Source organism: Gemmatimonadota bacterium (assembly GCA_041390105.1).
Classification (GTDB): Bacteria; Gemmatimonadota; Gemmatimonadetes; order Longimicrobiales; family Gaopeijiaceae; genus JAGQIF01.
The window spans coordinates 154894-180794 of sequence record JAWKQO010000001.1; the positions used below are offsets into that span (position 1 = coordinate 154894).

Here is a 25901-nt window from a genome sequence, read left to right on the forward strand (position 1 = left end):
GCGCCGATGTGGCGGACAACCTGCCAGGTTGGGTGGGTCGATCTGTCACAGTGACAAGGACGACTGCCACGGACGTGCCTCGCGGTTTGGTGATGCGCGTCCCGAGAACCGGACGGCGATGATCAACTTTGAACGATTGACGGTGAAGGCCACCGAGGCGCTCCGCGCGGCTGCCAACGACGCGCGGGCCCGCGGCAATCCCGAGGTGGACGGCCCCCACCTTCTCGCGGCGCTTCTGGAGCAGGAAGAGGGCATCGTGCTGCCGATCCTGCAGAAGATCGGCGTCCCCGTGGACGGCGTGCGCCGGCGGGTGGAGGAACGGATCGGCCGCCTCTCGAAGGTGAGCGGCGGAGCAGATCCGTCGTTGTCCCGCGAGTTGCGCGACGCACTGGAGAAGGCGGAGAAGAAAGCCCGGGAGTTCGGGGACGAGTACGTCTCCACGGAGCACTTCCTGGTAGGACTCGCGGCCACCAAGGGCGACGCCCAGCGCATTCTCGAGGAATCGGGCGCCAGCGAAGCCACTGTGGTGGAGGCACTCGAAGCGGTGCGAGGCAGTCACCGGGTCACTGATCAGACCCCCGAGGACACCTATCGGGCGCTGGCGCGGTTCAGTCGCGATCTCACGGACCTGGCCCGCAGCGGCAAGCTGGACCCTGTCATTGGCCGGGACGAAGAGATCCGGCGCGTGATCAAGGTCCTCGCCCGACGCACCAAGAACAACCCTGTCCTGATCGGTGAGCCCGGGGTGGGGAAGACGGCCATCGTCGAGGGCTTGGCGCAGCGGATCGTGGCGGGTGACGTGCCCCAGAGCTTGGCCAACAAGAAGCTCATCTCGCTCGACATCTCTGCCATGCTGGCGGGAGCCAAGTACCGGGGCGAGTTCGAGGAGCGCATGAAGGCGGTGATGAAGGAGATCATCGACGCCGAGGGACGCTACATCGTCTTCATCGACGAGCTCCACACGATCGTGGGGGCCGGCGCGGCGGAAGGAGCGGTCGATGCCGGCAACATGCTGAAGCCCGCCCTGGCCCGTGGAGAGATGCAGCTGGTCGGCGCCACCACGCTCGACGAGTACCGCACACGCATCGAAAAGGACCCCGCCTTGGAGCGGCGCTTCATGCCGGTGTTCGTGGCACCGCCTTCAGTCGAGGATGCGATCGCCATCCTGCGCGGGCTGAAGGAGCGCTACGAGGTCCATCACGGCGTCCGGATCACGGACGACGCCATCGTCGCTGCGGCCAAGCTGTCGGACCGCTATATCGGCGGCCGCTTCCTGCCAGACAAGGCGATCGACCTGATCGACGAGGCAGCCAGCCGGCTACGGATCGAGATCGACTCCCTACCTCAGGAGATCGACGAGGTCGAGCGCCGCATCACCCAGCTCGAGATCGAGAAGCAGGCACTGGCGACCGAGAAGGAGACCAGTGCGGTACAGCGCAAGGATGCGATCGAAGCGGAGCTCGCGGAATTGAAGGAGCGGGCTTCATCGATGAAAGCGAAGTGGCAAGCGGAGAAGGCGGCCATCGTCCGGATCCAATCCCTGAAGGAGAAGGTCGACGAGCTGCGGGTGGAGGCCGATCGCGCCACGCGCACGGGCGATCTGGGGCGTGCCGCCGAGCTCCAATACGGTCAGGTCCCGCAGACGGAGGCGGATCTGGTCAAGGCGGAGGCGCGCCTCCACGAGCTGCAGAGGGAGGGGAAGTTCCTCAAGGAGGAGGTCGACGAGGAGGACGTTGCCCAGGTCGTTGCCGAATGGACGGGCATTCCCGTCAACCGACTGATGGAATCGGAGCGTCAACGTCTCACGCACCTGGAAGACCTGCTGGCGGAGCGCGTCATCGGCCAACCGGTCGCGGTGCGCGTGGTCGCCAACGCGGTGCGGCGCTCGCGGGCGGGGCTGCAGGATCCCAACCGTCCCATCGGGTCGTTCATCTTCCTCGGTCCTACTGGCGTGGGGAAGACGGAGACCGCGCGCGCCCTGGCGGAGTTCCTGTTCGACGACGAGCGCGCCATCGTCCGCTTGGACATGTCGGAATACATGGAGAAGCACGCGGTCGCGCGCATGATCGGAGCGCCCCCCGGCTACGTGGGCTTCGAGGAGGGCGGGCAGCTGACCGAGGCCGTGCGTCGTCGGCCCCACGCGGTCGTTCTGTTCGACGAGGTGGAGAAGGCGCATCCAGAGGTTTTCAACGTGCTGCTGCAGATCCTGGACGACGGGCGCCTGACCGATTCGCAGGGACGGACCGTCGACTTCCGCAACACGGTCATCATCATGACGTCCAACATCGGCAGCATGGCCATTCTGGAGCGCTCGGGCTCCGACGTGTGGGACCAGGTCGAAGCGGCCGTTCTGGGCGAGTTGCGCCGTCACTTCCGGCCGGAGTTCCTGAACCGCGTCGACGACATCGTCGTCTTCCAGCCGCTGGGAAAGGAGCAGTTGGCGCGCATCGTGGAGTTGCAACTGGAGCGCCTGCAGGCGCTCGCAGACGAGCTCGGGGTACGCCTCGACGTGTCCGAGGCGGCTCGGACCCGCATCACCGAGGAAGGATACGACCCGGTGTACGGCGCGCGGCCCCTGAAGCGGGCCATCCAACGGTTGGTCCAGGATCCCCTGGCGCTCTACCTGCTGGATCACGATGTGGCCGAGGGGACGGTCATCCGGGTGGACGTGGCACCCGGTGGCGAGCGCTTGAGCTTCGAGCCGGTCGCAGCGGAGCCGGTCCTGGTCTGAACGACCCCACGATACGGCCGCCCCCGACCGTTCCCCGGGGACCGACGGGGCCTCCTGAGTGGTACGGGATCTGCTACCTTGGGCCGCGGGGACCGGAGGGCGGGCGAAGGGGGCGGCGGAGTCGCCGTCCCGTCCGTGCCGTCATCACCAGGAGGAAGGCGTGAGAGAAGTCGGGGTGTTCGTGATCCTGGCGCTGACCGGCGCCGGCTGCGTGACCCAGCAGATCGGCTCGCGGGGGTCGGCCGCGGTCGCGCCGGCGCTGTCGGTGGAGACCTTTCTGGAGGCCGCCAACCGGCGCGATCTGGAGACCATGGCCCGCGTGTTCGGTACGGCCGATGGGCCGATCGGCGACACCGGTTCCGCGTTTGGCTGCGCGTTCAAGAAAATGGGCTCGTGGATCGGCCTGGGGGACCGTTGCCTGACGCGGCAGGAGGTCGAGGTACGGATGAATGTGATCGCCGGCGTTCTGGCGAGCGACTCCTACCGCCTGGGGGCCGACGAGCGCGTCGCGGGTCGGGAGCGGCCCACTACCCGGGTCGAGGTCACGCTCAACAAGGGCGGTCGCGACGTCGGAGGGGTGCCTTTCGTGGTGGTCCAGGGCAAGAGCGGTGCGTGGTACATCGAGGAGATCGGCCTGGATCGGGTGACCGCCCAGCGCTGACCGCGGCGAGGATCCCCGAGGCGGTTCAGTCGCCGGTCTGAACCAGCTCGATCAGGACTCGGCCGCTGGACTCGGGATGCAGAAACGCGACCTGATGGCCGAACGCACCCGCCCGGGGCCGGGAATCGATGAGTCGGACCCCCTGTTCACCCAACGCTGCGAGCTCGGCCGCGAGGTCGTCCACGGCGAAGGCCAGGTGGTGCAGCCCCGGGCCCCGTCGCTCCAGGAAGCGGGCGACCGTGCTCGTGGGATCGGTGGGCTCCAACAGCTCGACGATGCCGACGAAACAGACGCGTACCCGCTGACTGGCGACCTCCTCGACCGGGGAACCGGAGACGCCCGTCAGGAGTTCGAAGGTGGGGCGTGCCCCTTCGATGGAGTCGACGGCGATACCGACATGGTGGAGGCGGCGGCCGGGAGGAACGGTGAGTTCGGGGATCTCCATGGGCACGTCCGATGTTACGTTAGTCCGTGGCGGCCGGCCGTGCGCGGTCCGGTCCGAGGGTGAGACCTGAGGAGACGTTGATGGCTGAGAGCACGAACCTCCTAACCGTAACCGACGAGACCTTTGCCCAACAGATCGAGGGGGCCGAGGGTCTGGCCATGGTGGATTTCTGGGCCACCTGGTGCGGTCCCTGTCGCCTGATCGCTCCGTTCATCGATCAGCTCGCCGACGAGTACAAGGACCAGGGCCTGCGCGTCGCCAAGCTGGACGTGGACCACAACCCCGATGTCGCCGCCCGCTATGGCGTGCGGTCCATCCCCAGCGTGCTGTTCTTCAAGGACGGGAAGCACGTCGACACCATCGTCGGCGCCGTCCCCAAGCCGATCCTCGAGCAAAAGGTGCAGCAGCACCTGTAGGTTCGAGCGCGTGGCCGAGCTGTACCTGGTCAGCACGCCCATCGGGAATCTGGCGGATGTGACATTCCGCGCGATCGACACGCTTCGGCGTGTCGATCTTGTTTTCGCGGAGGATACACGCCGGACCCGGGTGCTGATGGTTCACTACGAGGTCCGCACCGAGTTGAGGAGCCTCCATGCCCACAACGAGGCCGCCCGCGTCCAAACGGTTCTGGAGAGCCTCGCTCAGGGCGCAGCCCTCGCGCTGGTTTCGGACGCCGGTACTCCGCTGGTTTCGGATCCCGGGGGCCGGCTCGTCCGTGCGGTGCTGGAGGCCGGACATCGGGTGATCCCGATCCCCGGCCCCTCGGCGGTGTTGGCAGCACTGGCCGCTTCCGGCCTTCCCACCGGAGCCTTCACGTTTCTCGGTTTCCCACCGCGTCGGGGCGGGGACCGTCAGAAAACCCTGGAACGGGTGGCGGCATCCCAGGAGACAGTGGTCTTGTTCGAGGCGCCGGGTCGACTGGTTCGCCTCCTGGAGGACCTCGAACGGGCCTGTGGGCCCGAGCGGGAGATGGCCGTGGCCCGTGAGCTGACCAAGGTGCACGAAGAGATCCGGCGCGGAGGTCCCTCCGTCCTGGCCTCGCACTACCGCGAAGCGCCTCCCCGGGGCGAAGTGACCCTGGTTGTGGCTCCAGCCCCGGCGATCGGGGTAGATCAGGAGGAGGTCCGAAAGGAGGCCGGCCGGCTGCTCGCCGAGGGAATGAGCCCCAGCCGCGCGGCTGGAGCCTTGGCGGCCCGTCTTGGCATCGCCCGGAACCAGGCCTATCGTGTCGTGCAATCGCTCGCGCCCCACCTAGAGTCATGATCCTCGCCCTCACCCTCGCGGCGCTGACGGCTGCGCCGACCCACGCGTCCGCTAGCGCCGACACGCTGCTCACCATCGCGCGTCTGCAGTACGAAGGCGGGGGCGATTGGTATGCCAATCCGTCCTCGCTGCCCAACCTGTTGACGGCCATTCGCGAGCGAACCGGGATTCCGACGGCGGGACGCGAGGCGGTGGTGGAGGTCCTCGACCCGGCGTTGCACGACTACGGCTACCTCTACCTGACCGGCCACGGCAACGTGCGGTTCACGCTGGAGGAACGAGCGGCGCTCCGGGAGTACCTGCTGGGAGGGGGATTCCTGCACGCGGACGACAACTACGGACTGGACGAGTCGTTCCGGCACGAGATGGAGGCGGTCTTCCCCGATCATCCCCTCGTGGAACTGCCTGCCGACCACCCGGTCTTCCACGGGGTATACGACTTTCCCGCGGGCCTCCCCAAGATCCACGAGCATGACGGGGAGCCCCCGCAGGCTTGGGCGATCTTCAACGAGGGTCGGCTGTTGGTCTTCTACTCCTTCGAGTCGGACCTGGGCGACGGGTGGGAAAACCCCGACGTGCACGGGGATCCCGACGAGGTGCGGGAGCAAGCGCTTCGCATGGGTGTCAACCTGTTCGTCTACGTTCTAGGGCAGTACGTCCGTTGAGTCCGGACACCACCCCCGTCACGCATGCCGTGGATGCGGTGCGGCGCCACCTGCGTGGGCGTCTGCGTCTGGCGGCGGGCGTCTGGGGTGGATCGGTTCTGGCCGCGCTGCTCCTGGCGGCGTGGCTGGCGGTCGGAAGCGGCTGGCGCGTGGGTTCCCTCTGGCCTCTGGTGCTGGATGGCCTGCTGCTGCTGGCGGCCCTGATGGGCGTGCTGGCGCTACGCCGTCTCGGAGGCGGGCTCCTGGAAGAGGCGCGCGTGGCCGCCGCGGTGGAGGATTCTGCCGCCCTCCGGCGCGGCACCGTTCTCGGTTCGTTGGAGTTGGAGCGAGCGGTTCCTCCCGGCACGTCCGGGGTCCTGGCGCGGCAGGCGACGCTGGAAGCCGCTCGCGGCTTGGTGGGGCACTCGGCGGGCGCCCTGTCCGGTGAGGTGGGCAGCCGGGTGAGCGGCGTCGCCCGACGCGGACTGGCCCTCCTCGGCGTTCTCGTGCCCGTGTTGGTCGTCCTGCTGGCCTGGACGCCGGCCCGGACGCTCCAGGCCTGGCGCGGGCTGGCCCGACCGGTCCACGCCTACCTGGGCGGCGACTACCCGCCCTTGGAGGTGACGCCCGGTTCCGTGGAGATTCTACGGGGGAGCCCGATCCTGGTGCGGGTGCGTGCGCCAGGCCGGGCGGAGGCCACCCTCCGCTGGGTGGTACGGGGGAACGTGCCGCAGGAGCTGACCCTCCCTCTCGAAGATGACGAGGCGGGGTTCCCGTTCGAGCGCGTGGATTCGGAGATCGAGTACTGGGCGGAGACGCCCGATGGAGCCCGCAGCGAGCGCTTCGTGCTCTCGCCCGTCAACCCACTCCTCGTCACGGACCTGACGCTGCAGCTGGCCTTTCCGGACCACACGGGACTGCCGCCCGAGGAGCTCCGCGAACCCTTTCCCGTGGCGATTCTGCCGGTCGGGACCCGCGTGCGCATCGTAGGTCGGGCGAGCCGCCCGCTCGCCGAAGCCGTCCTGGAGTTCCCCGGGGCGCCGGAGGCCGGCGTCGAGCTGACTCCGGCCGGCTCGGCGTTCGAAGGGGAGTGGTTTCCGACCCGCAGCGGCACCTACCAGTGGCGCTTCCGGGATCCGGACGGAGAGATCCCGGAGATCCAGCCCAGCCCGCTCGATGTCGTGCTCCTGCGGGATTCGCTGCCCAGCTTGCGCGTGGTCTTCCCGGGCGTCGATACGGTCATGCCCATCTCGCACAAACAGCCCCTGGTCGTCGAGGCGCGTGACGACTACGGGCTGTCCCACGTCGCCGTGGTGGCCGTTCAGGCGGGAGCGGGTCTTGCGGCGCGCAGCACCACGCAACGGCTGGAGTTGGACGGCTCGCGCGACGTCGTCGCCCGGCCGCTCCTCGACCTGTCGGAGTGGAAGCTCCTGCCTGGGGATTCGGTGCGATACCGCGTGCGAGCGGTCGACAACGCGCCCAGCGCGCAATCCACGGAATCCGATGAGTACCTGTTGCGTGTGCCCGGACTGTCCGAGTTGCGACGGAACGCGGGAGAGGAGCTCGATTCCCTCGCGGAGCGCCTGGCCCGCATCGCCGAGCAGGCCGCGGAGCAGGCGGAGGATACGCGCGACCTCGAGCAGACCTCCGAACAGCGCCAGGGCGGGCGCTTGGGCTTTGACGAGCGTGAGCAGATGAGGGAGACGGCCGAGCAACAGGAGGGTGTCAACGACCAGCTCGAGACGATGCAGAACGAGTTGGAGGAACTCTCCGAGCAGCTTCGCGAAGCGGGCCTGGCCGACCCTGAGCTACGCAAGGACATGGAGGAGCTCCAGGCGTTGCTCGAATCACTCCTGACCGATGAGATGAGAGAGCGCCTGCAGGAGCTCTCCAACTCCGTGGACCAGGCGGAGGCTGCCCAGGCGCGAGAAGAGCTCTCGCAGCTGGCGGAGCAGCAGGAGGAGATGAGGGACCGCCTGGAGGAAGCTCTGGACCGGTTCCGCCGGGCTGCCGTGGAGCAGGACTTCCGGGCCACCACCGAGGAGGTGCGCGAGCTGGCGGAGCAGGAACGGGCGCTGGCCGACGCGTTACGAGAAGGGGACAACCCCGAGCTGCGCGAACGACAGCAGGAAGAGCTCGCCAACGACGCGGACGCGCTCAAGGATCGCATGGAGACCTTGAGGGAGCGGCTGGAGCAACTCGGGGAGGATCGAGCCGGAGAGCGAGTGGACCAGGCCGCCGAACAGCTGGAACGAGCGCGCCAGGCCATGGACCGGGCTCGACAACAGGCGCAGCAGAGTCCGCAACAAGCAGGGCAGAGCGCGGATCAGGCCGCTCAGGCGCTCGAAGAGGGCATGAGCGAGCTGGAGGAGGCGCAGCGCCAGATGGCGGCCGAGATCATGGAGCGCATCATGGAGGCGCTCGATCGGGCCGCCGACGACGCCCTGGAGCTGGCGGAGCGCGAGTCGGAGCTACGACGCCAGATGCGCGGGGCCGACGCCGAGGCACGCGAGGAGCTGCTACGCGAACAGGCGAGCATCAATGAGGGCGTGCGTAATCTGGAGCGCAGCCTGTCCGAGGCGATGCAGGTCAACCCGGCGGAGGGCAACCCGCTGGGAGAACGCGCCGAAGAGGCCCGCAAGCGCACCGAGCAGGCGTCCGACGCGCTGGAGGGACGCGACGATGCCCCGACCTCGGCTGCCGCCGCCGCCGAGGGCGCCGTCGACGCGCTCAACCGCTTGGCCCTGGCCGCCATGGCCACCTCCGAGCAGATGTCGCAAAGCGGCCAGCAGCAGATGTCGGGCGAGCAGGTGATGGAGCAACTGGAGCAGCTCGCCGAGCAGCAGTCGGAGCTGTTGAACCAGTCCGAGCAGACCATGCCCATGCAGCTGGGCGAGCAGGCCATGCAGAACCAGATGCAGCAGATGGCTGAGGGGCAGGAGTCGGTGGCGTCCGAGCTGGGAGAGCTCGCCGACGAGCCGGGCGCCGATGACCAGGCGCTCGGTGACCTGGAAGCCCTGGCGGAAGAGGCGCGCGCCATCGCCCAGCTCCTTCAGGAAGGGCGGCTGGACCGCGAGGTGATGGAGCGCCAGCAGGAACTCTTCCACCGCCTGCTGGACGCGGGCCGCAGCCTGGAGAAGGAAGAAGAGGAGGAGACCGAGGAGCGGGAGTCCACCACGGCGGGGTCCTACGAGCGTCGCGACGTCGTGCCTCTGTCTCCAGAGCTGCTCCGGGGCCCCCGATTCCCGCTGCCCAGTGCCGAGGTGCTGGAGCGCTTGACGCCCGCCGAGCGTCAGCTGGTACGGCGCTACTTCGAACGCCTCAACCGCGGCGGACGGGGCAACCCATGAGTCGCGTGGTTTGTCTGCTCCTGCTCGGACTGGTGGCGCCGCTCGGCGCGCAGACCGGCCTGGACGGCGCCTACGGGCTGCTTTCGGAAGGTCGTGTGGCCGAGGGTCGTGTCGCCCTCATGGAGGCGGCCGCCGCGCTCGCCCCTTCGGCGGCAGTCCCACATCTGAAGGTGGCCCGGGTGATCGGGCGCCTTGACCCGGAGTTGCAGCCGCAGGTGGCCCGCTTGGCGGCAGCGGCGTTCCGTGGGCGCAGCACGGACGCGATCGAGGAGCTGGACGCGTTGGCCCAGGATGCGGATCCGGTCCAGGCGCCCGCCCTGCTCGCCCTGGCCGCGGCTCTGGCGGATGGTGCCGAAGAGCCGGCGCGCGCCGAGGCTCTGCGCGTCCGACTCATCGAGAGCTATCCCGAGGCGCGTGAGCGCGTCGACGCCGTGTTGGAGGTTGCGGAGGCGCGCGCGGCTCGCGGGGAAGGGCTCGAAGAAGCGGCGGAATGGGTGGAGGCCTTGATCGTGGCCGAGCCCAGCGGTGCCCTCACGCCCCAGGCGCGCCGCGTGCTCGAGCGGCTGCGGAGCGCTGGATGACCCGACGGACGCGCTGGGCGATCGGCTGCCTGTTGGCCATGGCCATCCCGTTGCACGTCTCCGGTCAGTCGACGCTCGTCCCGATGGACCAAGCGCAGGCCAATCACCTGCGAGCCTATGGTCTCACGTACTGGGCGCTGGAACAGGGTCTGAAGGCGGAGTGGCTGCTGAACTACCGGGGCGGCTCCTTTCTCATGCCCGACGCGGAGGTGGTGCGCAAGCAGGCGGCGCTTCTGGGCGTGAGCGTCGAGCGCATCAGCGCGGGCCAGGAGGCCACCATCCGCGGGACCATCGCGCAGAGCAACATGGAGTCCGTGCCCCTGGAGAAGGCGCCCAAGGTCGCGATCTACACGCCACCCAATTCCACCCCGTGGGACGACGCCGTGACCATGGCGTTGGACTACGCCCAGATCCCGTACGACAAGATCTGGGACGCGGAGGTGATGCGTGGTCGGCTGACGGACTACGAATGGCTCCATCTGCACCACGAGGACTTCACCGGGCAATATTCCAAGTTCTACCTCACCTACGCAGGGGCCCCCTGGCTGCAGGACGAAGTGGCGCGCAACCAGGAGGTGGCGACCGAGCTCGGGTTCCCCTCGGTGCCGGAGTTGAAGAAGGGCGTGGCGCGCGCCATCCGCGAGTTCGTCGAGCGAGGGGGCTTCCTCTTCGCGATGTGCTCCGCAACCGAGACGCTCGATCTGGCCCTTGCCGCCGAGAACGTCGACATCGCGGCGGCCTTCTCCGACGGCACGCCGGCTGATCCGCGCGCAAACGCCAAGATGGACTGGAACAAGGCCCTGGCCTTCGCGGACGCGGAGGTACAGCTGGCTCCCTCGGTGAACGCCTTCAGCGACATCGACGGGCACCAGGTCAACACTCCGTGGCGTCACGAGCTGGGCGCGTTCACCTTGTTCGACTTCTCCGCGAAGTTCGATCCGGTGGCGACCATGCTCACGCAGAACCACGAGGCGGTCATTCCGGACTTCTACGGTGTCACCACGTCGTTCGCGAAGAAGCGCTTGAAGCCCGGCACCACGATCCTCGCCGAGGAGGGGGACTGGGCCAAGTACGTGCACGGCACCTACGGCGAAGGCACCTGGACCTTCTATGGCGGGCACGATCCCGAGGACCCCGAGCACCAGATCGGCGACGCGCCCACCGACCTGGCACTCCATCCGAACTCCGCCGCCTACCGCCTCATCCTCAACAACGTCCTCTTCCCGGCCGCGAAGAAGAAGAAGCTCAAGACGTGAGCGGCGAGCTCCGCCTGTCTCCCGAGGCAGCCGAGCGCGTTCGGGCAGAGATCCGCAAAGCCGGCGGGCGCGAGGTCTGCTTCATCGCCCACGTCGACGAGACCCGCCTGGTCCACGACCCCAGGGCGGTTGCCCGTGGGAACTACGAAGCGGTTCTGGTGGCGGCCCGCGACGCCCGCTCGGGCGATGTAATGATCCACAACCATCCCAGCGGCACGCTGGAGCCTTCCGAAGCCGACTTCGGCGTGGCGGCCCGCCTGTACGACATGGGCTTGGGAACGGCCATCACAGACAACGACGCCTCCCGACTCTACGTCGTCGTCGAGCCTCCCACGCCCAAAGTGCGCGTGCCCCTCGATCCAGACGCCCTGGAGGCCCTGCTGGGACCGGAGGGGCCCTTGGCCGAGGCTCACCCCAACTTCGAGGACCGGCCCGGTCAGCGTGAGGTGCTGCGCACCCTCGCAGAGCGGTTCAACGAGCGCGGCGTGGCCCTGGTCGAGGCGGGGACAGGGACCGGCAAGTCCCTCGCCTACCTGATTCCGGCGGCGGTGTGGGCGCTCGAAAACGAAGAGCGTACGATCGTCTCCACCAACACGATCAACCTGCAGGAACAACTTGTCGAAAAGGACCTGCCGCTGGTGGCCCGGGTGCTGGGGCGGGAGCTTCGCTGGGCACTCGTGAAGGGGCGGGGCAACTACGTTTCATTGCGCCGCGCCCGCCTGGCCTCGGAGAGCGTGCAATCGCTGTTCGACGACGACCGTAGTGACGAGATCGACCGACTGCTCGCCTGGACCGAGGTGACGCAGGACGGGAGCCTGTCGGACCTGCCGTTTTCCCCCAGCCCCGAGTTGTGGGAGGAGGTCCAGAGCGACGCCGACGTTTGCTTGCGCGCCAAGTGCCCCCACTTCCAGACCTGCTTCTACCAGCGGTCCCGGCGGCGGGCCGCTGCCGCCGAGCTGTTGGTGGTCAATCACCATCTGCTCTTCACCGATCTGAGCGTGCGCAGGGCCACCGACAACTACACGCAGGCAGCGGTGCTGCCGCCCTACCGCCACGTCATCCTGGACGAGGCGCACAACGTGGAGGATGCCGCCACCGCGCACCTGGGGGTCAGCACCAGCAGGATCGGAATCATCCGGGTGCTGGCTCGACTGGAGAGCCGCGGCCGCGGACTGCTGCGCGCCGTGGGAGACGAGGCGGGTGGGTCGGAGGAAGCGGACCAGGTGCGCGACCTGATCGAAGACCGCGTACGTCCGGCCCTGTCCACGGCGAGGTCCTGGTTCAATGCGCTGGTCGATGCCGTCGATGCTGCGCTGCCCTTCCAGGAGAGCGCGCTCCGGCTGGGCGTATCCCCGCTCGGCGAGCTTTCCGACGTGGAAGCGGTACGGGAGGCGCTGGACGGCACCGTGGTGGGGCTCGCGGAGCTGGGCCGCCACCTGGCGCGGATGCGGGCGTTGATCGACGAGCGCGAGGAACTGAGCGAGCGACTGACCGGGCGGCTGCTCGACCTGCAGAGCGTGGAGCGGCGGGTCGACACCGTCGCCTCGGCGCTGCGTACGGTCCTGGACCCGAGTGCCGGAGATGCGGACTACGTGCGCTGGGTCGAGCGCAAGGGCCGTCTTCCCCGCGGAAACCTGGTGTTTGCGGCCGCGCCCGTCGACGTAGGCCCGCTGCTGCGCGCCTCGCTCTTCGAGAAAGTGGACTCCGCGGCGCTCTTGTCCGCCACTCTGACCACCGACACGGGGTTCCGCTTCCTGCGATCGCGCATCGGACTGGAAGATGGGGTGCTCGAAGACCAGCGCGTGGTGGTGGAGCACGTAGCACCCTCGCCCTTCGACTTCCCCAGCCAGAGCCTGCTCACGGTTCCCACCGATCATGCTGCGCCGGATACCGGGTCGGACAACTTCCAACGCGAAACGGCCGAGTGGATCCAGCAGCTCGCGCGTCTCTCCGGCGGGGGCGTGTTGGCGCTGTTCACCTCGCATCGCTCGTTGCGCAAAGTGGCCGAGTTGTTGCGGGAAGCCGGGTGCGAGCGTCGCTGGCCTCTTTTCGTGCAGGGGGAGGACGATCGCTCACGCCTGCTGGACCGCTTCCGTGACGCGCGCAACGGTGTGCTGCTGGGGACCGCGTCGTTCTGGGAGGGCGTCGACGTGCCGGGCGAGCCCCTGCGCGCCCTGCTTCTGGAGAAGCTCCCCTTCCGCGTGCCCAGCGAACCGGTGACCGCCGCGCGCCTGGAGGCCCTGGAGGCCCGAGGGCGCAACAGCTTCCAGGAGTTCATGCTCCCGCACGCAGCCCTGCGCCTGAAGCAGGGATTCGGGCGTTTGATCCGGTCCAGGAAGGACCGTGGCGCGGTGGTTCTCCTGGATTCTCGTGTCCTCACGCGCCGCTACGGCCGTTCGCTACGGGCGGCGCTGCCCCCGGCACCCCTTCTGAAAGGCCTGCGCTGGGAGGTGGAGCGGGCGCTCAAGGACTTCTACGCGGAGGGATCCGGACCCTCCCTCCACGCGCCCACGGTGGTTTTCGAGTCCGGGCCCGACGACTAGATTCCCGCCGTCCCGGCCCGAGGAGTGGCCGCCGGAACCGACCCTCGCACGGGTGGAGGCATGAAGAGCATCATCGGCATCGTCGTTGGCGTGATCTGGCTGTTCCTGGCCTCGCGGGCCTTCTCCTTCGCCTTGGCAGGGGGCCAGGCGGGTCAGGCCGACCTCCACTTCTGGTGGATCGTCGTGGGCTCGCTCCTGTCCGTCGCCGCGTTGGGTGCCATCATCGGCGGCCTGATCCACGGGCGGGCACAGCGGAGCTGAGGGGCGTGAGCACGCCCAGCAAGATCGTCTGTGTGGGCCGCAACTACCTGGCTCACGCCCGCGAGCTCGGAAACGACGTCCCCTCCGAGCCGCTCATCTTCTTGAAGCCTCCGTCGGCGATCATCGAGCCCGGCGACGTGATTCGACTGCCCGCGGGCGTCGGCCGCGTGGACTTCGAAGGGGAGATCGCCTTCCGCGTGGGGCGGCGCGCAACGCGGGTGGCCGCCTCGGCCTGGCGGGGCTACGTCGATGGGGTGTTGCCCGCCAACGACGTGACCGCGCGCGACCTGCAGCGCAAGGACAGCCAGTGGACCCGGGCCAAGGGCTTCGACACGTTCTGCGCGTTGGGGCCCGTGGTGCCGATCGATGGGCTGGATGTGGACGCTCTGACCGTGATCACCCGTGTCGGTTCTGTGGAGCGCCAGAGGGGATGCGTTGCGGATATGGCGTTCCCGCCCCCGGTGCTCATCGAGTACATCACGCACATCATGACCCTGGAGCCCGGGGACCTCGTGCTGACCGGCACGCCCGAAGGGGTCGGCCCTCTGGTCGCGGGTGACGTGGTCGAAGTCGAGATCCCGGGAGTGGGAACGCTCTCCAACCCGGTCGCGGACGCTCTTCCTTGAGGTTCCGGCAGGCCTACCAGGCGCTGCCCGGATACCCCCTGGCCGGCATTCCCGAGACGCGCCGACGCCTGGAAGCCGCCGGCGTCGACGTGATCGACCTGGGCGCCGGCGACGCCGATCTGGCCCCTCCTGATGCAGTGGTGGAGCGCTTGCGCGAGGTGGCTGGCCAACGAGCGTACGGGCGCTATGGCTTCCAGCTCGGGCTTCCGGCCTTTCGGGAGGCTGTCGCCCACTGGATGGAGCAGCGTTTCGGGACTGCCTTCGATCCCGCCGCCGAGGTCTTGCCGCTCATCGGCTCCAAAGAGGGCATTGCTCACCTCCCTTTGGCGTTCCTGGATCCGGGCGACGTCGGCGTCGTTCCGGATCCAGGGTATCAGGCCTACCGGGGTGGAGTGATCCTCGCCGGTGGGACGCCGCATGCCGTGCCGCTCCGACCCGAACATGATTTCCTGATCCCGTTCGAGCGCATCCCATCGGAGGTCGTGGCGCGGGTCCGCATCCTCTACCTCAACTATCCCAACAACCCGACGGCGGCGTCTGCACCCAGGGCCTACCTGGAGCAGGCCGTGGAGTTCTGTCGCGAGCACGATATCGTGTTGGCGCACGATCATGCGTACAGCGAGATCGCCTTCGACGGGTACCGTCCGCCCAGCATCTTCGAGATCCCGGGCGCGCGCGACGTCGCGTTGGAGTTCCATTCCTTCTCCAAGACCTACAACATGACCGGCTGGCGTCTTGGGTGGGTCGCGGGGTCTGCGACGCTGGTGGGTGCGCTGACTCGCGTGAAGACTTTCATGGACACGGGGTCGTTCCTCGCGATCCAGGCCGCGGGCGTGGCCGCGCTGGAGAGCTACCATTCGTGGGTCCCGGGCAACGTGGCCGAGTTCCAGATGCGCAGGGACGGCGCCGTCGAGGCCTTGCGTTCGGTCGGCTTCGAGCTGCCGACGCCCAAAGCAACCATGTACCTGTGGATCCCGGTCCCAGGAGGGCGCTCCGATGCGGCCTTCGCTCAGGAAGCGCTGGAGCGGGAGGGCGTCGTCGTGCTGCCGGGCTCGTCCCTGGGGGCCGGCGGTGAGGGCTTCTTCCGCATCGCCCTCACGGTGGGGCGGGATCGGCTGTCCGAAGCAGCGGAGCGCCTCGGCCGCCTGCTTTGATCCCGAGGGGCGAGCCGTCCCATCCGGGCGTGGAGTGCCGGAACCCCCTGGAAAGCCACGGTGTTAGACCTGCGATGAACCGGCCCGCCCAGAACGCACCTGAGGGCAGGCCTTCCGTGATCAGCCGGAAGGCCGGCGGGAACCGCGTGTTGTGGGTCGCCCTGGCCATCTCGGCGGCGCTCCACCTGCTTCTCGTGTTCCTCTACCCGTTTCTGACCGCGCCCGCTCCGGGGGGTGTGGTGCTGCCCGGCTCACCGCGGGCCGGCGAGGTGGCGCAAGGCACGCAATTGGTGGCCATCGAGGAGGTGGCCGAGGTTGTTGTCGACACCCCGGAGTCACCCACGCGCATCGAGGAGCCCGAAGTAGGCGCCCCCTCTGTCGACGCCCCGTTGAGCGGCGGCGAGCCGGGGCCCGGGATCGTGGCCCCCGGACCCGCCGGGCGCTCGGCCGCCGAGCTGCTCCGACCCCAGGAGGAGGACTCGCTGGTCTGGCGGCAGGTCGACCCCGCTCTCGTGGAGCTCACCGATCAGGAGCGCGCCGAGCTTCGCATGCGATGGGCCATGACCGAGTGGAACGAGGCCATGGCTGCGGAGCAGAAGGCCGCCGAAGAGGCGTTGGACTGGACCTACACGGACGCCGACGGCAAGAAGTGGGGGGTCTCGCCCGGCAAGCTCCATCTGGGTGGACTGACCCTGCCGCTTCCGCTCGGGTTCGGAGCCCCTCCGGGCCGGAGCGCAGAGTTGGACCGTCGCACCCAGGAGTGGGACGCCATCGAGGCTCAGGCAGGTCGTGCCCGGGTCTGGGAGACGTGGGAACAGCGTGCAAAGGAGATTCGCGCGCGCAAGGACCGGGAGCGGGAGCAGGAGCGGGCGGCCCGGCCGGACACCAGCCGTGTTCGGCGCTGAGCGGCACAGCTCTGTGAGGCAACGCGACGCTGCCCTGGCCCTCCTGGGTCTGGGGGTCGTCGCCGGTTTCCTGGCGGTGGTGGCGCTACGCCGAACGCGCGCGCCTGGCCCGGACGTGTCGGTGCTCCGGGAGCGGATCGTGGGGATCGACGAGGGAGTGGAGATCCACGACCTGGGTGACGGGTTCTTCGAGCTGACCGGCGAGGTCGCCACTCGTGCGCGGGCGGATCGGATCGAGCAGGCCATCTCCGGCGTGGAGGGGGTGGTCGGGGTGGTCAACCGGCTCTGGATCGTCTAGAGTAGCGTGCGCTCTCGCGCCGGGCCGGTCCCAGCCCGAGTCGACCAAGGCAGCATACTCCGAGGGGGCGGCCACGCGGTGCCGGGGCCGTCCCCTCGTGTCCATTCCATCGGAGGGGAGCAGTGTCGGAGGAACTCCCGAAGCGCCTCGATCCCAAGGCCATCGAGGGGCCGCTCTACGCCGCCTGGGAGGCGGCCGGGTACTTCCATGTCCCTGCCTCGGCGGTCGATCGCTCCGCCGGCGAGTCACCCTACGTCATCGTCATTCCCCCACCGAACGTCACGGCGGTGCTCCACATGGGGCACGGCCTGAACAACACCATCCAGGACGTCCTCATCCGGTGGCAGCGCATGACCGGCCGGCCGACGCTCTGGGTGCCCGGTACGGATCACGCGGGCATCGCGACCCAGAACGTGGTGGAGCGACAGCTGAAGTCCGAAGGTCTGACCCGCGACGACCTGGGTCGCGAGGCCTTCGTGGAGCGCGTGTGGACGTTCGTTCGCGATACGGAGCAGCGCATCCTCGGGCAGCTGCGGGCGATCGGCTCGAGCTGCGACTGGACCCGCACCCGCTTCACCCTCGACGAAGGGCTCTCTCGTGCCGTGCGGACGGTCTTCGTGGAGTTGTTCGAGCGGGGGCTCATCTACCGCGGCGAGTACATCATCAATTGGTGTCCGCGCTGTCTCACCGCGCTTTCGAACGAGGAAGCGGAAGGTGAGGAGGTGGAGGGCGCGCTCTATCACCTCCGCTATCCGCTGGCGGCCGAGGCCGCCGAGAGCGCCCGCCTGGCGGCCGAGGCCGGTGCCGCGGCGATCGTGCGCCTGGACGATGGCCGCTGGGCTCTGACCGTCTCGACGACGCGCCCCGAGACGATGCTGGGCGACACCGCCGTGGCCGTGCACTCGGGGGACGAGCGCTACCGCGCCCTGGTGGGCGCTCAGGTGGAGTTGCCGCTGACGGGGCGCACGATTCCAATCGTCGCGGACAGCGCAGTGGATCCGGAGTTCGGCACCGGGATGGTGAAGGTCACTCCGGCCCACGATCTCAGCGACTTCGAGATCGCCCAGCGCACCGGGGCGGAGCTGTTGAACGTGATGACGCCGGATGCGCATCTGAACGAGCTGGTGCCCGCCGCGTTCCAGGGGCTGGACCGCTTCGAGGCCCGCACGGCCGTGATCGAGGCCTTCAAGGCGCAGGGGCTGTTCGCGGGTAGCGAGGTGCACCGGCATTCGGTGCCGCACTGCTACCGCTGCCACACCGTCGTGGAGCCCAGGCTGTCGGAGCAGTGGTTCGTGCGGATGAAGCCCCTGGCGGAGCCGGCCCTGCAGGCCTCCCGCGATGGGACCGTCACGTTCACCCCCGAGCACTGGCAGCGTGTGTACGAGCACTGGATGGAGAACATCCGGGACTGGTGCATCTCCCGACAGTTGTGGTGGGGTCATCGCATTCCCGCCTGGTACTGTGACGACTGCGACGGTACCACCGTGTCCGTCGAAACACCCGACGCCTGTCGTCACTGCGGTGGTGCCCGGCTCTCCCAGGACGCCGACGTGCTGGACACCTGGTTCAGCTCGTGGCTGTGGCCCTTCTCCACGCTCGGATGGCCGGACGACACCGAGGATCTGCGTGCCTTCTATCCGGGAAGCACCTTGGTCACGGGGCCCGACATCCTGTTCTTCTGGGTGGCGCGCATGATCATGGCCGGCTACGCCTTCCTGGGAGAGACTCCCTTCCGCTCGGTGTACCTCAACGGCATCGTACGAGACCGACAGGGCCGCAAGCTGTCCAAGTCCCTGGGCAACGGGATCGACCCCCTGGAGGTCGTCGATCTGTTCGGGGCCGATGCGCTGCGCTTCACCCTGATCAACTCGGCGGCCGTCGGCACCGATATCTACCTGGACCACGAGGACCTCGAGGCATCCTTCGCCCCGGGCCGCAACTTCGCGAACAAGGTGTGGAACGCCGGTCGCTTCGCCCTGATGAACCTGGGCGAGGATCCGGTGCGCCCGGTCGAGGACGTGGCCGCCGACCTGGAGGGGGCGGATCGCTGGATCCTCTCCCGTCTGCAAGGAGCCGCGGCGGGGATCACCCGGGAGATGGAGCGCTATCGCCTGAAGGAGGTGGCCGACCAGGCCTACCACTTCTTCTGGGGCGACCTCGCCGACTGGTACCTGGAGCTGGTGAAGCCGCGGTTGCGCGCGGACGCCGATCCCGCGAACCGGGAGGCGGCGCGCGCGACGCTGGTGCACGTGCTCGACGGCGCCCTGCGCTTGCTGCATCCGCTCGTTCCGTTCGTGACCGAGGCGCTTTGGGCGCGGCTCCCGAGGCCGCAAGGGAGGCCGACGCCGCCGGCCCTCATCGTGGCACCGTGGCCGGCTCCCGAGGAGGCGTGGGCGGACGAGGACGCTGAACAGCGCTTCGGTGAGTTGCAGGAACTGGTGGTGACGGTGCGCAGCCTGCGGAAAGAGTACGGCGTGCCGGAAGGCCAGCCGGTACCGGTTCGCGTTGCGGGCGAGCGAGCCGCAGCCATGGTCGACGGAGCCCACCGTGAGGGCGCAGCACTGGCGCGCCTGGGCGGTATCGCGGAGCTGAGCGAGGCTCCGGGAGCGGGTGTAGGCGCCAGTGCGGTGCTGCACAACGGCGTGGAGGTCTTCGTCCCGCTGGAGGGGCTCATCGATCTCGACCGCGAACGCGAGCGTCTGCAGGCCGAGATCGAGCGCCTGCGTGCCCAGCATCGCCAGACCGCGGCCAAGCTGGACAACGCCAGCTTCGTCGAGCGCGCGCCCGCCGAGGTCGTGGCGCGTGAGCGAGAGAAGGCGGCGCGCTTCCACGACCAGGCCGAGACGCTCGAGCTGAAGCTGCGAGCGCTCACGACGTCATGAAGCGCTGGGTGTGGCTGCTCGCGCTGGTGGGCGCGTGTGCCCGGCAGGGGACCATTCCCGGAGGACCGCCAGACCGCGTGCCGCCGATCGTTGTCGAGACCCGTCCCGGTCCTCTGGAGGTCGTGCCCGAGTGGCGTCAGGCCATCGTGATCCGCTTCAACGAGCGCATCAGTGAGCGGGGCGGGGGCGGAAGCCTGGCCGAGGCGGTGCTGGTGTCGCCTGAGGTGGAGGACCTCAAGGTCCAGCACAAGCGAGATGGCTTGGAGATCAGCGCCCCGGGCGGTTTCCCGGCGGGGAAGGTCTATCGCGTTCTGATCCGACCCCAGATCCAGGACCTGTTCGGTAACACGCTGCGCGACCCCTTCGAGCTCGTCTTCTCGACCGGTCCTGAGCCGGTCCCTACGGTGGTGGCCGGGAGCGTGCTGGATCGCCTGACCGATCAGCCCCGCGAACTCCGTGTCGACGCCGTGGAGGTGGAGAGCGGTGAGACCTATCCCACCCGCAGCGATCGGGAGGGGATCTTCGCGCTGCGTTTCCTGCCGCCGGGACGGTATCGGCTGCGCGCGTTCGAGGATCGCAACCGCAATGGAGCACCCGACTTCAGTGAGCCCAAAGACGAGCTTACGGCGCTGCTGAACAGCGGGCAGGATACGGTGCTCTACACGCTGCGCGTGCTGGAAGGCGATTCGACCGCGGCGCGGCTGGCACGGGTCGAGGTGCGGGATTCTCTGACCCTGGAGCTGTTCTTCGACGATTACCTGGATCCCGACCTGCCCCTGAACACCGTCCGGGTCCGGTTTGCGCCGGAAGGGGAAGCCGTAGCGGATACGCTGCCGAATGCCGAGCGCTTCCTGCATCCCCACCAGTACGAAGAGTTGCTGCGGGAGCGGGCTGCCGTGGCGGACAGCGCCGCGGCCGCCCCAACGCCCGCTGCTCCGCCCGTCCGTGTGCCGGTCTCCCCGCTCGCGCAGACACCGGGAGGCGCCCGAGCGGAGCCCGGCAAGCCGCTGCCTGCACAGAACCTCTTCGTTCTTCTCGACCGCGCGCTGCCCGTGGCCGTACCGCTGAAGGTCGAGGTCTCCGGCGTCGTCAACATCCACCGCATCCTTCTGGGTGGTGGCGAAGCGTCGTTGGAGCGAGAGGCACCGCCGCCGGACACGGTGCCGGCCGTCGTGGACACCTTGGGCCCCGGGGTCATTCCGGCGGGGGCGGACACGTCCAACGTCGTGGACTCACTGACAGTGGGGGACACGACGGCCGTGGCGGACACCGTGGTGGTACCGGATACCATCCGGATCTTCCGTCCGCTGACCCAGGCGGCGACCCGGCGCGAGACGTCCACGCCAGGGCAGGCGGGAGTCCGGCCTCACGTGAGGGCCGGACGGCGGTGAGCCAGGCCTCCCGGTTCGAGCCGCGCCGGAGCCTGCCGGGGGTCGACCGGTTGCTCGCGAGCCCTCCGTTCGCCGGGCTGCTGCTGGAGTACGGCAGCCCGGAAGTGGTCCGTCACCTGCGGGCGGCGCTGGACGATCTGCGGAGAGCGCTGGGGCAGGGGGCCACCGCTGTTCCCGACGCTGAGGGGTGGGCGGAGCGGGTGCAGGCGCGCCTGCAGAGCGAAGCGCGCGCCGGCTTGCTGCCGGTCATCAACGCGACCGGCGTGATCCTGCACACCAACCTCGGGCGTGCCGTGCTCTCCGACGCGGCCCGGCGCGCGCTGGACGGGGTAGCCGGCACCTACAGCGCTCTGGAATACGATCTGGAGTCCGGCACGCGCGGTGGACGCGCCACCGGAGTGCGCTCCCTGCTGGCGCGGCTCGCGGGTGCGGAGGATGCGCTCGTGGTCAACAACGCTGCGGCGGCCCTCGTCCTGTCCGTCGCCGCGCTAGCGCGCGGGCAAGCTGTGGTGGTCGGGCGAGGTGAGTTGATCGAGATCGGAGGGCGGTTCCGCATTCCCGAGGTCGTCGAGGCCGCCGGGACGCCTCTGCTCGAGGTGGGGACCACCAATCGGACCCGCCTGAGAGACTACGAAGCGGCGCTACGGCGCGGGGAGGTGGGGGCCATTCTCAAGGTCCACCCCTCCAACTTCCGCATGGAGGGATTCGTCGAAGAGGCGGGGCTCGCGGAGCTTGTGGAGCTGGGCGGTCGCTTCGGCGTTCCGGTGGTGCACGACCTGGGCACCGGCGCCCTCGTCGACCTCGGTGGGGCCGGGGTGCCGGACGAGCCCCGGGTGCAGGACGCGGTCCGCGCCGGTCCGGCGCTGGTGGTGTTCTCGGGCGACAAGCTCCTGGGAGGTCCCCAGGCCGGGATGCTGGTGGGCTGGCGCGAGGCGGTTGCCGCTGCCGCCCGTCACCCCCTGGCTCGGGCGGTGCGCTCCAACAAGCTGACGCTGGCCGCATTGGAAGCCACCCTGCGGCACTACCGCGACTCCTCGGAGGCGTGGCGGCAGATTCCCACCCTCCGGATGATCGCCGAGCCTCCGGATCACGTCGCGCTGCGCGTCGACGCTCTGGTGAAACGACTCGCGGGGCGGGGGATCGGGGCGAGGGCGCAGCCCTGCGCTTCGGTGGTAGGAGGGGGCACACTGCCTGGGGCGGAACTCGAGAGCCATGCATTGGCGTTGGACGGAGGGGAAGCGCTGGCCCGGCTGCTCCGTCGGGGGGCCCCCCCGGTGGTTGCGCGCATCGAAGGCGAGCGGGTGCTGTTGGATCTGCGCACCGTGGCGGCGGAGCAGGAGGATGCCCTGGTCGAGGTGCTGGTAGCGGCGTTGACCGGTTTTCAGCCTTCCGCTTAGCTTCGTCCCAACCCCGCCGAGCCCGAACCGCAGGACCCCGTGGGGGGTAGAAGCTGTCGACCCGAGATGAGGATCCGAAGAGGGCTCCTGCGGGGTCGTGGAGGGAACATGCAGATTACGCTGACACCGACCGCGCTGCAGACGGTCGAGAAGTTCCTCGAGGAGCACGGGACCGAGGAGGCGGGCCTCAGGGTCGCGGTCCTGCCCGGTGGCTGCTCGGGGTTTCAGTATTCCCTGAACATCGACGACGCGCCCGAGGACGACGACGAGATTCTCGATCGCGAGGGCATTCGAGTGTTCATCGACCCGTTCTCCGCTCAGTATCTGGAAGGCGTGGAGATCGACTATGTCACCGGAATGATGGGTTCTGGGTTTACCTTCAAGAACCCGAATGCCTCGGGAGGCTGTGGCTGCGGCAGCTCGTTCACGGTTTGAAACGGGTCCGGTCCAGCAGAAGGGGGCGGTCCGCGGGACGCATTCCGCGGACCGCTCTCGCGTTCCTGGGAAGGGTGTCCCCGCGGTGACCGAATTGATCTGCTTCGAAGGTGGGCCTTTCGCCGAGAACACCTGGCTGGTGGTCTCGCCGGCAGCCCGCCGGGCGACCTTGGTCGATCCGGGGGCCGCGACACCGGAGGCACTGGCCCTGCTCGACGAGCGCGGGCTGACCCTCGACAGGGTATTGCTCACGCACGCGCACCTCGATCACATCGACGGTCTCCCGGACGTAATGTCCCACTCGTCGGTGCCGGTGCGCATGCACCCGGACGATGTGCCGCTGTACCGGAACGCCACGGCGCAGGCAGCGGCTTTTGGCCTCACGATCGGCGTGCTTCCGCCGGTGCAGTCGGATCTCGCGCACGGTCAGGAGATCGACCTTCCCGGATGCAGGCTGGTGGTGCGACACGTCCCCGGTCACGCGCCCGGGCACGTGCTCTTCCATTGCGACGCCGAGGGGTGGGCGATCGTCGGGGACGTCGTGTTCCGAGGCTCGATCGGACGCACGGATCTTCCTGGCGGCGACCTGCGTACCCTCATGGCCTCGATTCGGCGTGAGGTGCTCTCGCTCCCGGACGATACGCGGCTCCTTCCCGGGCACGGACCCGAGACTACGGTAGGCTGGGAGCGCATCGGGAATCCATTTCTGGTCCCCCACTACGGAGGGGATCTGGCATGATCCGGGTCGGAGTCCTGGCGTCGGGCGGCGGCACCACCTTCCAAGCGCTTCTAGACCACGTTCGCGCCCAGCCCGACCGCTGCTGGAGCGTGTCGGTCCTCCTCTCGGACCGTCCGAGCGCGGGGGCGTTGGAGCGCGCTCGAACGGCCGGCATACCCAGTGCCGTCGTCCCCGTAACCGGGCGCAGCGAGTCGGACCTGACTGCGGACCTGTTGGGGCGACTCGAGGATGCCGATGTCACGGTGGTGGCGTTGGCGGGTTACCTGCGACTCGTGCCAGCGCCGGTGGTGCGTGCCTACCGGAACCGGATGCTGAACGTGCATCCCGCCTTGCTTCCCTCGTTTGGCGGGAAGGGCATGTACGGAGACCATGTGCACGAAGCCGTGCTCTCCTCCGGGGTGCGCCTGACCGGACCCACCGTCCACTGGGTAACCGACGAATACGACCGCGGCCGATCCCTGGCACAGTGGCCCGTACCCGTGCGGGCCGGCGACACGGTGGAGCGGCTGCGCGACCGAGTGCAGGCCGCGGAACGTGCCCTCTATCCGCATGTGCTGGATCGCGTTTGCGCGGCGTTGCGCGCGGGCGATGAACCGTCCCCCCTCGACTGGACCACCGACTGGTTGGTGGCGACGCAGGCGTCGTCCCACGATCCCCTGACCCTGATGCGAACGAGCTGCCGATGAACGACGCGCCCCGCCGGGCTCTGCTGAGCGTCTCCGACAAGAGTGGAATCGAGGACTTCGCCCGCGCCCTCCACGAGAGGGGGTGGGAGATCATCTCCACCGGCGGGACGGCGAAGGCCCTGCAGGCGGCGGGGATTCCGGTGGTGGGAGTCTCCTCCGTCACCGGCCACCCCGAGATGATGAGCGGTCGGGTCAAGACGCTCCACCCGGCCATCCATGCGGGCCTGCTGGCCCGGCGGGACCGTCCGGACGACATGGACGCCCTACGGACCCAGGGCTATCGGCCCATCGATCTGGTTGCCGTCAACCTCTATCCGTTCCGCGAAACCGTCGCTCGAGGCGGGGTGCCGGTCGGGGAGGCGATGGAGAAGGTCGATATCGGCGGGCCCACCATGATCCGGGCGGCGGCGAAGTCCCACCGGGATGTCTGGGTGGTCGTCGATCCCACCGACTATGCGTCCGTGGTGGCCGCGCTCGATGAGGGGAGCGATCACCCGGGTTTGCGGCGGCGTCTGGCGGCGAAGGTCTTCGGGCACATCAGCGCGTATGATGCGGCGGTGGCCGGCTACCTTGCCGAGGGGGAGTCCAACCTGCTCCTGGCGTTGGAGGGAGGACACTCCCTGCGGTACGGAGAGAACCCGGACCAGGCGGCCACATTCTATCCGCTGCCCGGACCACCGCGCGGCCTGGCCGCGCTGGAGCAACTGCACGGGAGGGAGCTGTCCTACAACAACTACCTCGATCTGGACGGCGCCCTGCTCGCACTCGCCCCCTTCGTGTTCGCGACCGACCCTGCCGTCGTCATCGTGAAGCACACCACGCCCTGCGGCCTCGCCCTGGGGCGCTCCACCCTGGCGGCGTACAAGGCGGCGCTGCGTACGGACCCGGTGAGCGCGTTCGGCTCCGTCATCGCGACCAATCGGGCCGTAGACGTCGAGGCGGCCCAGGCCATGAGTGAGCTCTTCATCGAGTGTCTCGTGGCCCCGGACTTCGAGCCCGATGCTCTCGAAGTGCTCTCTCGCAAGAAGAACGTGCGTCTTCTGCGGATGCCGGCCACGCCCACGGACCGCGAAGGGGGTACGGGGGTGGGGGACGTGCCCGAGAACGCCCGTCGGGCCGCCGCCTTCGTGATGGGGGCGGGGCTGGGTGGGGCGGGTGAACAACTCCGCACAGTCTTTGGCGGAGTCCTCCGGCAGGCTTCGCCCGTGCCTCCGTTCCTGGGACGCGAGAGTGGTGAGTGGCGAGTGGTGACGCGCCGGGCTCCGACGCCTGCCGAGGAACAGGACCTGCGCTTCGCCTGGGCCGCCGTGTTCGCGGTCAAATCGAACGCCATCCTCTTTGCGAAGTACGGAGCGACCCTCGGGATCGGTGCCGGCCAGATGAGCCGCGTGGATTCTTCGAAGCTGGCCGTCCGCAAGGCCTCCGAAGCGGGGCTCTCCCTCGCCGGCTCCGCGTTGGCCTCCGATGCCTTCTTCCCCTTTCGGGACGGCGTCGACGCCGCCGCCGCCGCCGGGGTGACCGCGATCGTGGAGCCAGGCGGGTCGGTCCGTGACGAGGAAGTGATCGCGGCCGCCGACGAGCACGGCATTGCCATGGTGTTCACGGGCAGGCGCCTGTTCCGGCACTGACGGGGGCCCGGCCCGTCGGGGGGTC

General features: G+C 68.9%; 22 protein-coding genes. 21 read left to right on the forward strand and 1 reads right to left on the reverse strand.

The genetic code is table 11. The features are described 5' to 3' along the window. The first annotated feature begins 118 nt into the window (after positions 1-118). Both clpB and R3E10_00720 read left to right on the forward strand, forming a co-directional pair. Positions 119-2731, forward strand: a complete 2613-nt coding sequence (clpB, locus tag R3E10_00715) for an ATP-dependent chaperone ClpB (protein ID MEZ4414254.1) — start codon at positions 119-121, stop codon at positions 2729-2731. A gap of 160 nt (positions 2732-2891) precedes the next feature. After that, positions 2892-3392 carry a hypothetical protein gene (locus R3E10_00720; protein ID MEZ4414255.1) on the forward strand — a complete coding sequence of 167 codons (501 nt, stop codon included), beginning with the start codon at positions 2892-2894 and terminating at the stop codon, positions 3390-3392. A 25-nt stretch (positions 3393-3417) separates the two neighbouring features. Here R3E10_00720 and mce read toward each other — a convergent pair whose 3' ends face one another. Beyond that, on the reverse strand, positions 3418-3837 hold the full coding sequence (gene mce / locus R3E10_00725) for a methylmalonyl-CoA epimerase (protein ID MEZ4414256.1): 420 nt from the start codon (positions 3835-3837) through the stop codon (positions 3418-3420). Between the two features lie 80 nt (positions 3838-3917). Between mce and trxA the strand changes: the two genes are divergently transcribed. The 19 genes from trxA (at position 3918) to purH (ending at position 25876) form a co-directional block, all read left to right on the forward strand. Further along, a complete protein-coding gene (gene trxA / locus R3E10_00730) occupies positions 3918-4253 on the forward strand; it encodes a thioredoxin (GenBank protein MEZ4414257.1) in 336 nt (111 codons plus the stop codon). 10 nt (positions 4254-4263) lie between these two features. Beyond that, positions 4264-5100 carry a 16S rRNA (cytidine(1402)-2'-O)-methyltransferase gene (gene rsmI / locus R3E10_00735; GenBank protein MEZ4414258.1) on the forward strand — a complete coding sequence of 279 codons (837 nt, stop codon included), beginning with the start codon at positions 4264-4266 and terminating at the stop codon, positions 5098-5100. Continuing rightward, positions 5097-5765 (forward strand): DUF4159 domain-containing protein, encoded by a 669-nt coding sequence (locus R3E10_00740; protein ID MEZ4414259.1) that lies wholly within the window; start codon positions 5097-5099, stop codon positions 5763-5765. Before rsmI ends, R3E10_00740 begins: the two co-directional genes overlap by 4 nt. Continuing rightward, positions 5762-9094, forward strand: a complete 3333-nt coding sequence (locus tag R3E10_00745) for a hypothetical protein (GenBank protein MEZ4414260.1) — start codon at positions 5762-5764, stop codon at positions 9092-9094. The genes R3E10_00740 and R3E10_00745 overlap by 4 nt, the downstream gene beginning before the upstream one ends. Beyond that, entirely contained in the window at positions 9091-9675 is a 585-nt protein-coding gene (locus R3E10_00750) for a hypothetical protein (GenBank protein ID MEZ4414261.1), read from the forward strand. The genes R3E10_00745 and R3E10_00750 overlap by 4 nt, the downstream gene beginning before the upstream one ends. Next, positions 9672-10931, forward strand: a complete 1260-nt coding sequence (locus tag R3E10_00755; protein MEZ4414262.1) for an asparagine synthetase B — start codon at positions 9672-9674, stop codon at positions 10929-10931. Before R3E10_00750 ends, R3E10_00755 begins: the two co-directional genes overlap by 4 nt. Then, on the forward strand, positions 10928-13474 hold the full coding sequence (locus R3E10_00760) for a helicase C-terminal domain-containing protein (GenBank protein MEZ4414263.1): 2547 nt from the start codon (positions 10928-10930) through the stop codon (positions 13472-13474). The genes R3E10_00755 and R3E10_00760 overlap by 4 nt, the downstream gene beginning before the upstream one ends. 60 nt (positions 13475-13534) lie before the next feature. Then, positions 13535-13735 (forward strand): hypothetical protein, encoded by a 201-nt coding sequence (locus R3E10_00765; GenBank protein MEZ4414264.1) that lies wholly within the window; start codon positions 13535-13537, stop codon positions 13733-13735. Between the two features lie 5 nt (positions 13736-13740). After that, complete coding sequence (locus R3E10_00770; protein MEZ4414265.1) at positions 13741-14361, forward strand: fumarylacetoacetate hydrolase family protein; 621 nt, start codon at positions 13741-13743, stop codon at positions 14359-14361. Further along, the gene (locus R3E10_00775) at positions 14358-15515 is read left to right on the forward strand and encodes an aminotransferase class I/II-fold pyridoxal phosphate-dependent enzyme (GenBank protein MEZ4414266.1); all 1158 of its coding nucleotides are present in this window, start codon (positions 14358-14360) and stop codon (positions 15513-15515) included. Before R3E10_00770 ends, R3E10_00775 begins: the two co-directional genes overlap by 4 nt. 116 nt (positions 15516-15631) lie before the next feature. Beyond that, positions 15632-16420: a hypothetical protein gene (locus R3E10_00780; protein MEZ4414267.1), complete on the forward strand. Its 789-nt coding sequence runs from the start codon at positions 15632-15634 to the stop codon at positions 16418-16420. A 13-nt stretch (positions 16421-16433) separates the two neighbouring features. Then, positions 16434-16718 carry a BON domain-containing protein gene (locus tag R3E10_00785; protein ID MEZ4414268.1) on the forward strand — a complete coding sequence of 95 codons (285 nt, stop codon included), beginning with the start codon at positions 16434-16436 and terminating at the stop codon, positions 16716-16718. A gap of 122 nt (positions 16719-16840) precedes the next feature. Next, the gene (locus R3E10_00790) at positions 16841-19600 is read left to right on the forward strand and encodes a valine--tRNA ligase (GenBank protein ID MEZ4414269.1); all 2760 of its coding nucleotides are present in this window, start codon (positions 16841-16843) and stop codon (positions 19598-19600) included. Beyond that, on the forward strand, positions 19597-20991 hold the full coding sequence (locus R3E10_00795) for an Ig-like domain-containing protein (GenBank protein MEZ4414270.1): 1395 nt from the start codon (positions 19597-19599) through the stop codon (positions 20989-20991). Before R3E10_00790 ends, R3E10_00795 begins: the two co-directional genes overlap by 4 nt. After that, the gene (selA, locus tag R3E10_00800) at positions 20988-22388 is read left to right on the forward strand and encodes an L-seryl-tRNA(Sec) selenium transferase (GenBank protein MEZ4414271.1); all 1401 of its coding nucleotides are present in this window, start codon (positions 20988-20990) and stop codon (positions 22386-22388) included. Before R3E10_00795 ends, selA begins: the two co-directional genes overlap by 4 nt. Positions 22389-22496: 108 nt before the next feature. Further along, positions 22497-22823, forward strand: coding sequence for an iron-sulfur cluster insertion protein ErpA (gene erpA, locus R3E10_00805; protein ID MEZ4414272.1), 327 nt, complete (start codon positions 22497-22499; stop codon positions 22821-22823). A gap of 85 nt (positions 22824-22908) precedes the next feature. Next, positions 22909-23562: an MBL fold metallo-hydrolase gene (locus R3E10_00810; protein ID MEZ4414273.1), complete on the forward strand. Its 654-nt coding sequence runs from the start codon at positions 22909-22911 to the stop codon at positions 23560-23562. Continuing rightward, positions 23559-24248: a phosphoribosylglycinamide formyltransferase gene (locus R3E10_00815; protein ID MEZ4414274.1), complete on the forward strand. Its 690-nt coding sequence runs from the start codon at positions 23559-23561 to the stop codon at positions 24246-24248. The genes R3E10_00810 and R3E10_00815 overlap by 4 nt, the downstream gene beginning before the upstream one ends. Further along, on the forward strand, positions 24245-25876 hold the full coding sequence (purH, locus tag R3E10_00820; GenBank protein ID MEZ4414275.1) for a bifunctional phosphoribosylaminoimidazolecarboxamide formyltransferase/IMP cyclohydrolase: 1632 nt from the start codon (positions 24245-24247) through the stop codon (positions 25874-25876). The genes R3E10_00815 and purH overlap by 4 nt, the downstream gene beginning before the upstream one ends. Positions 25877-25901 lie beyond the last annotated feature (25 nt).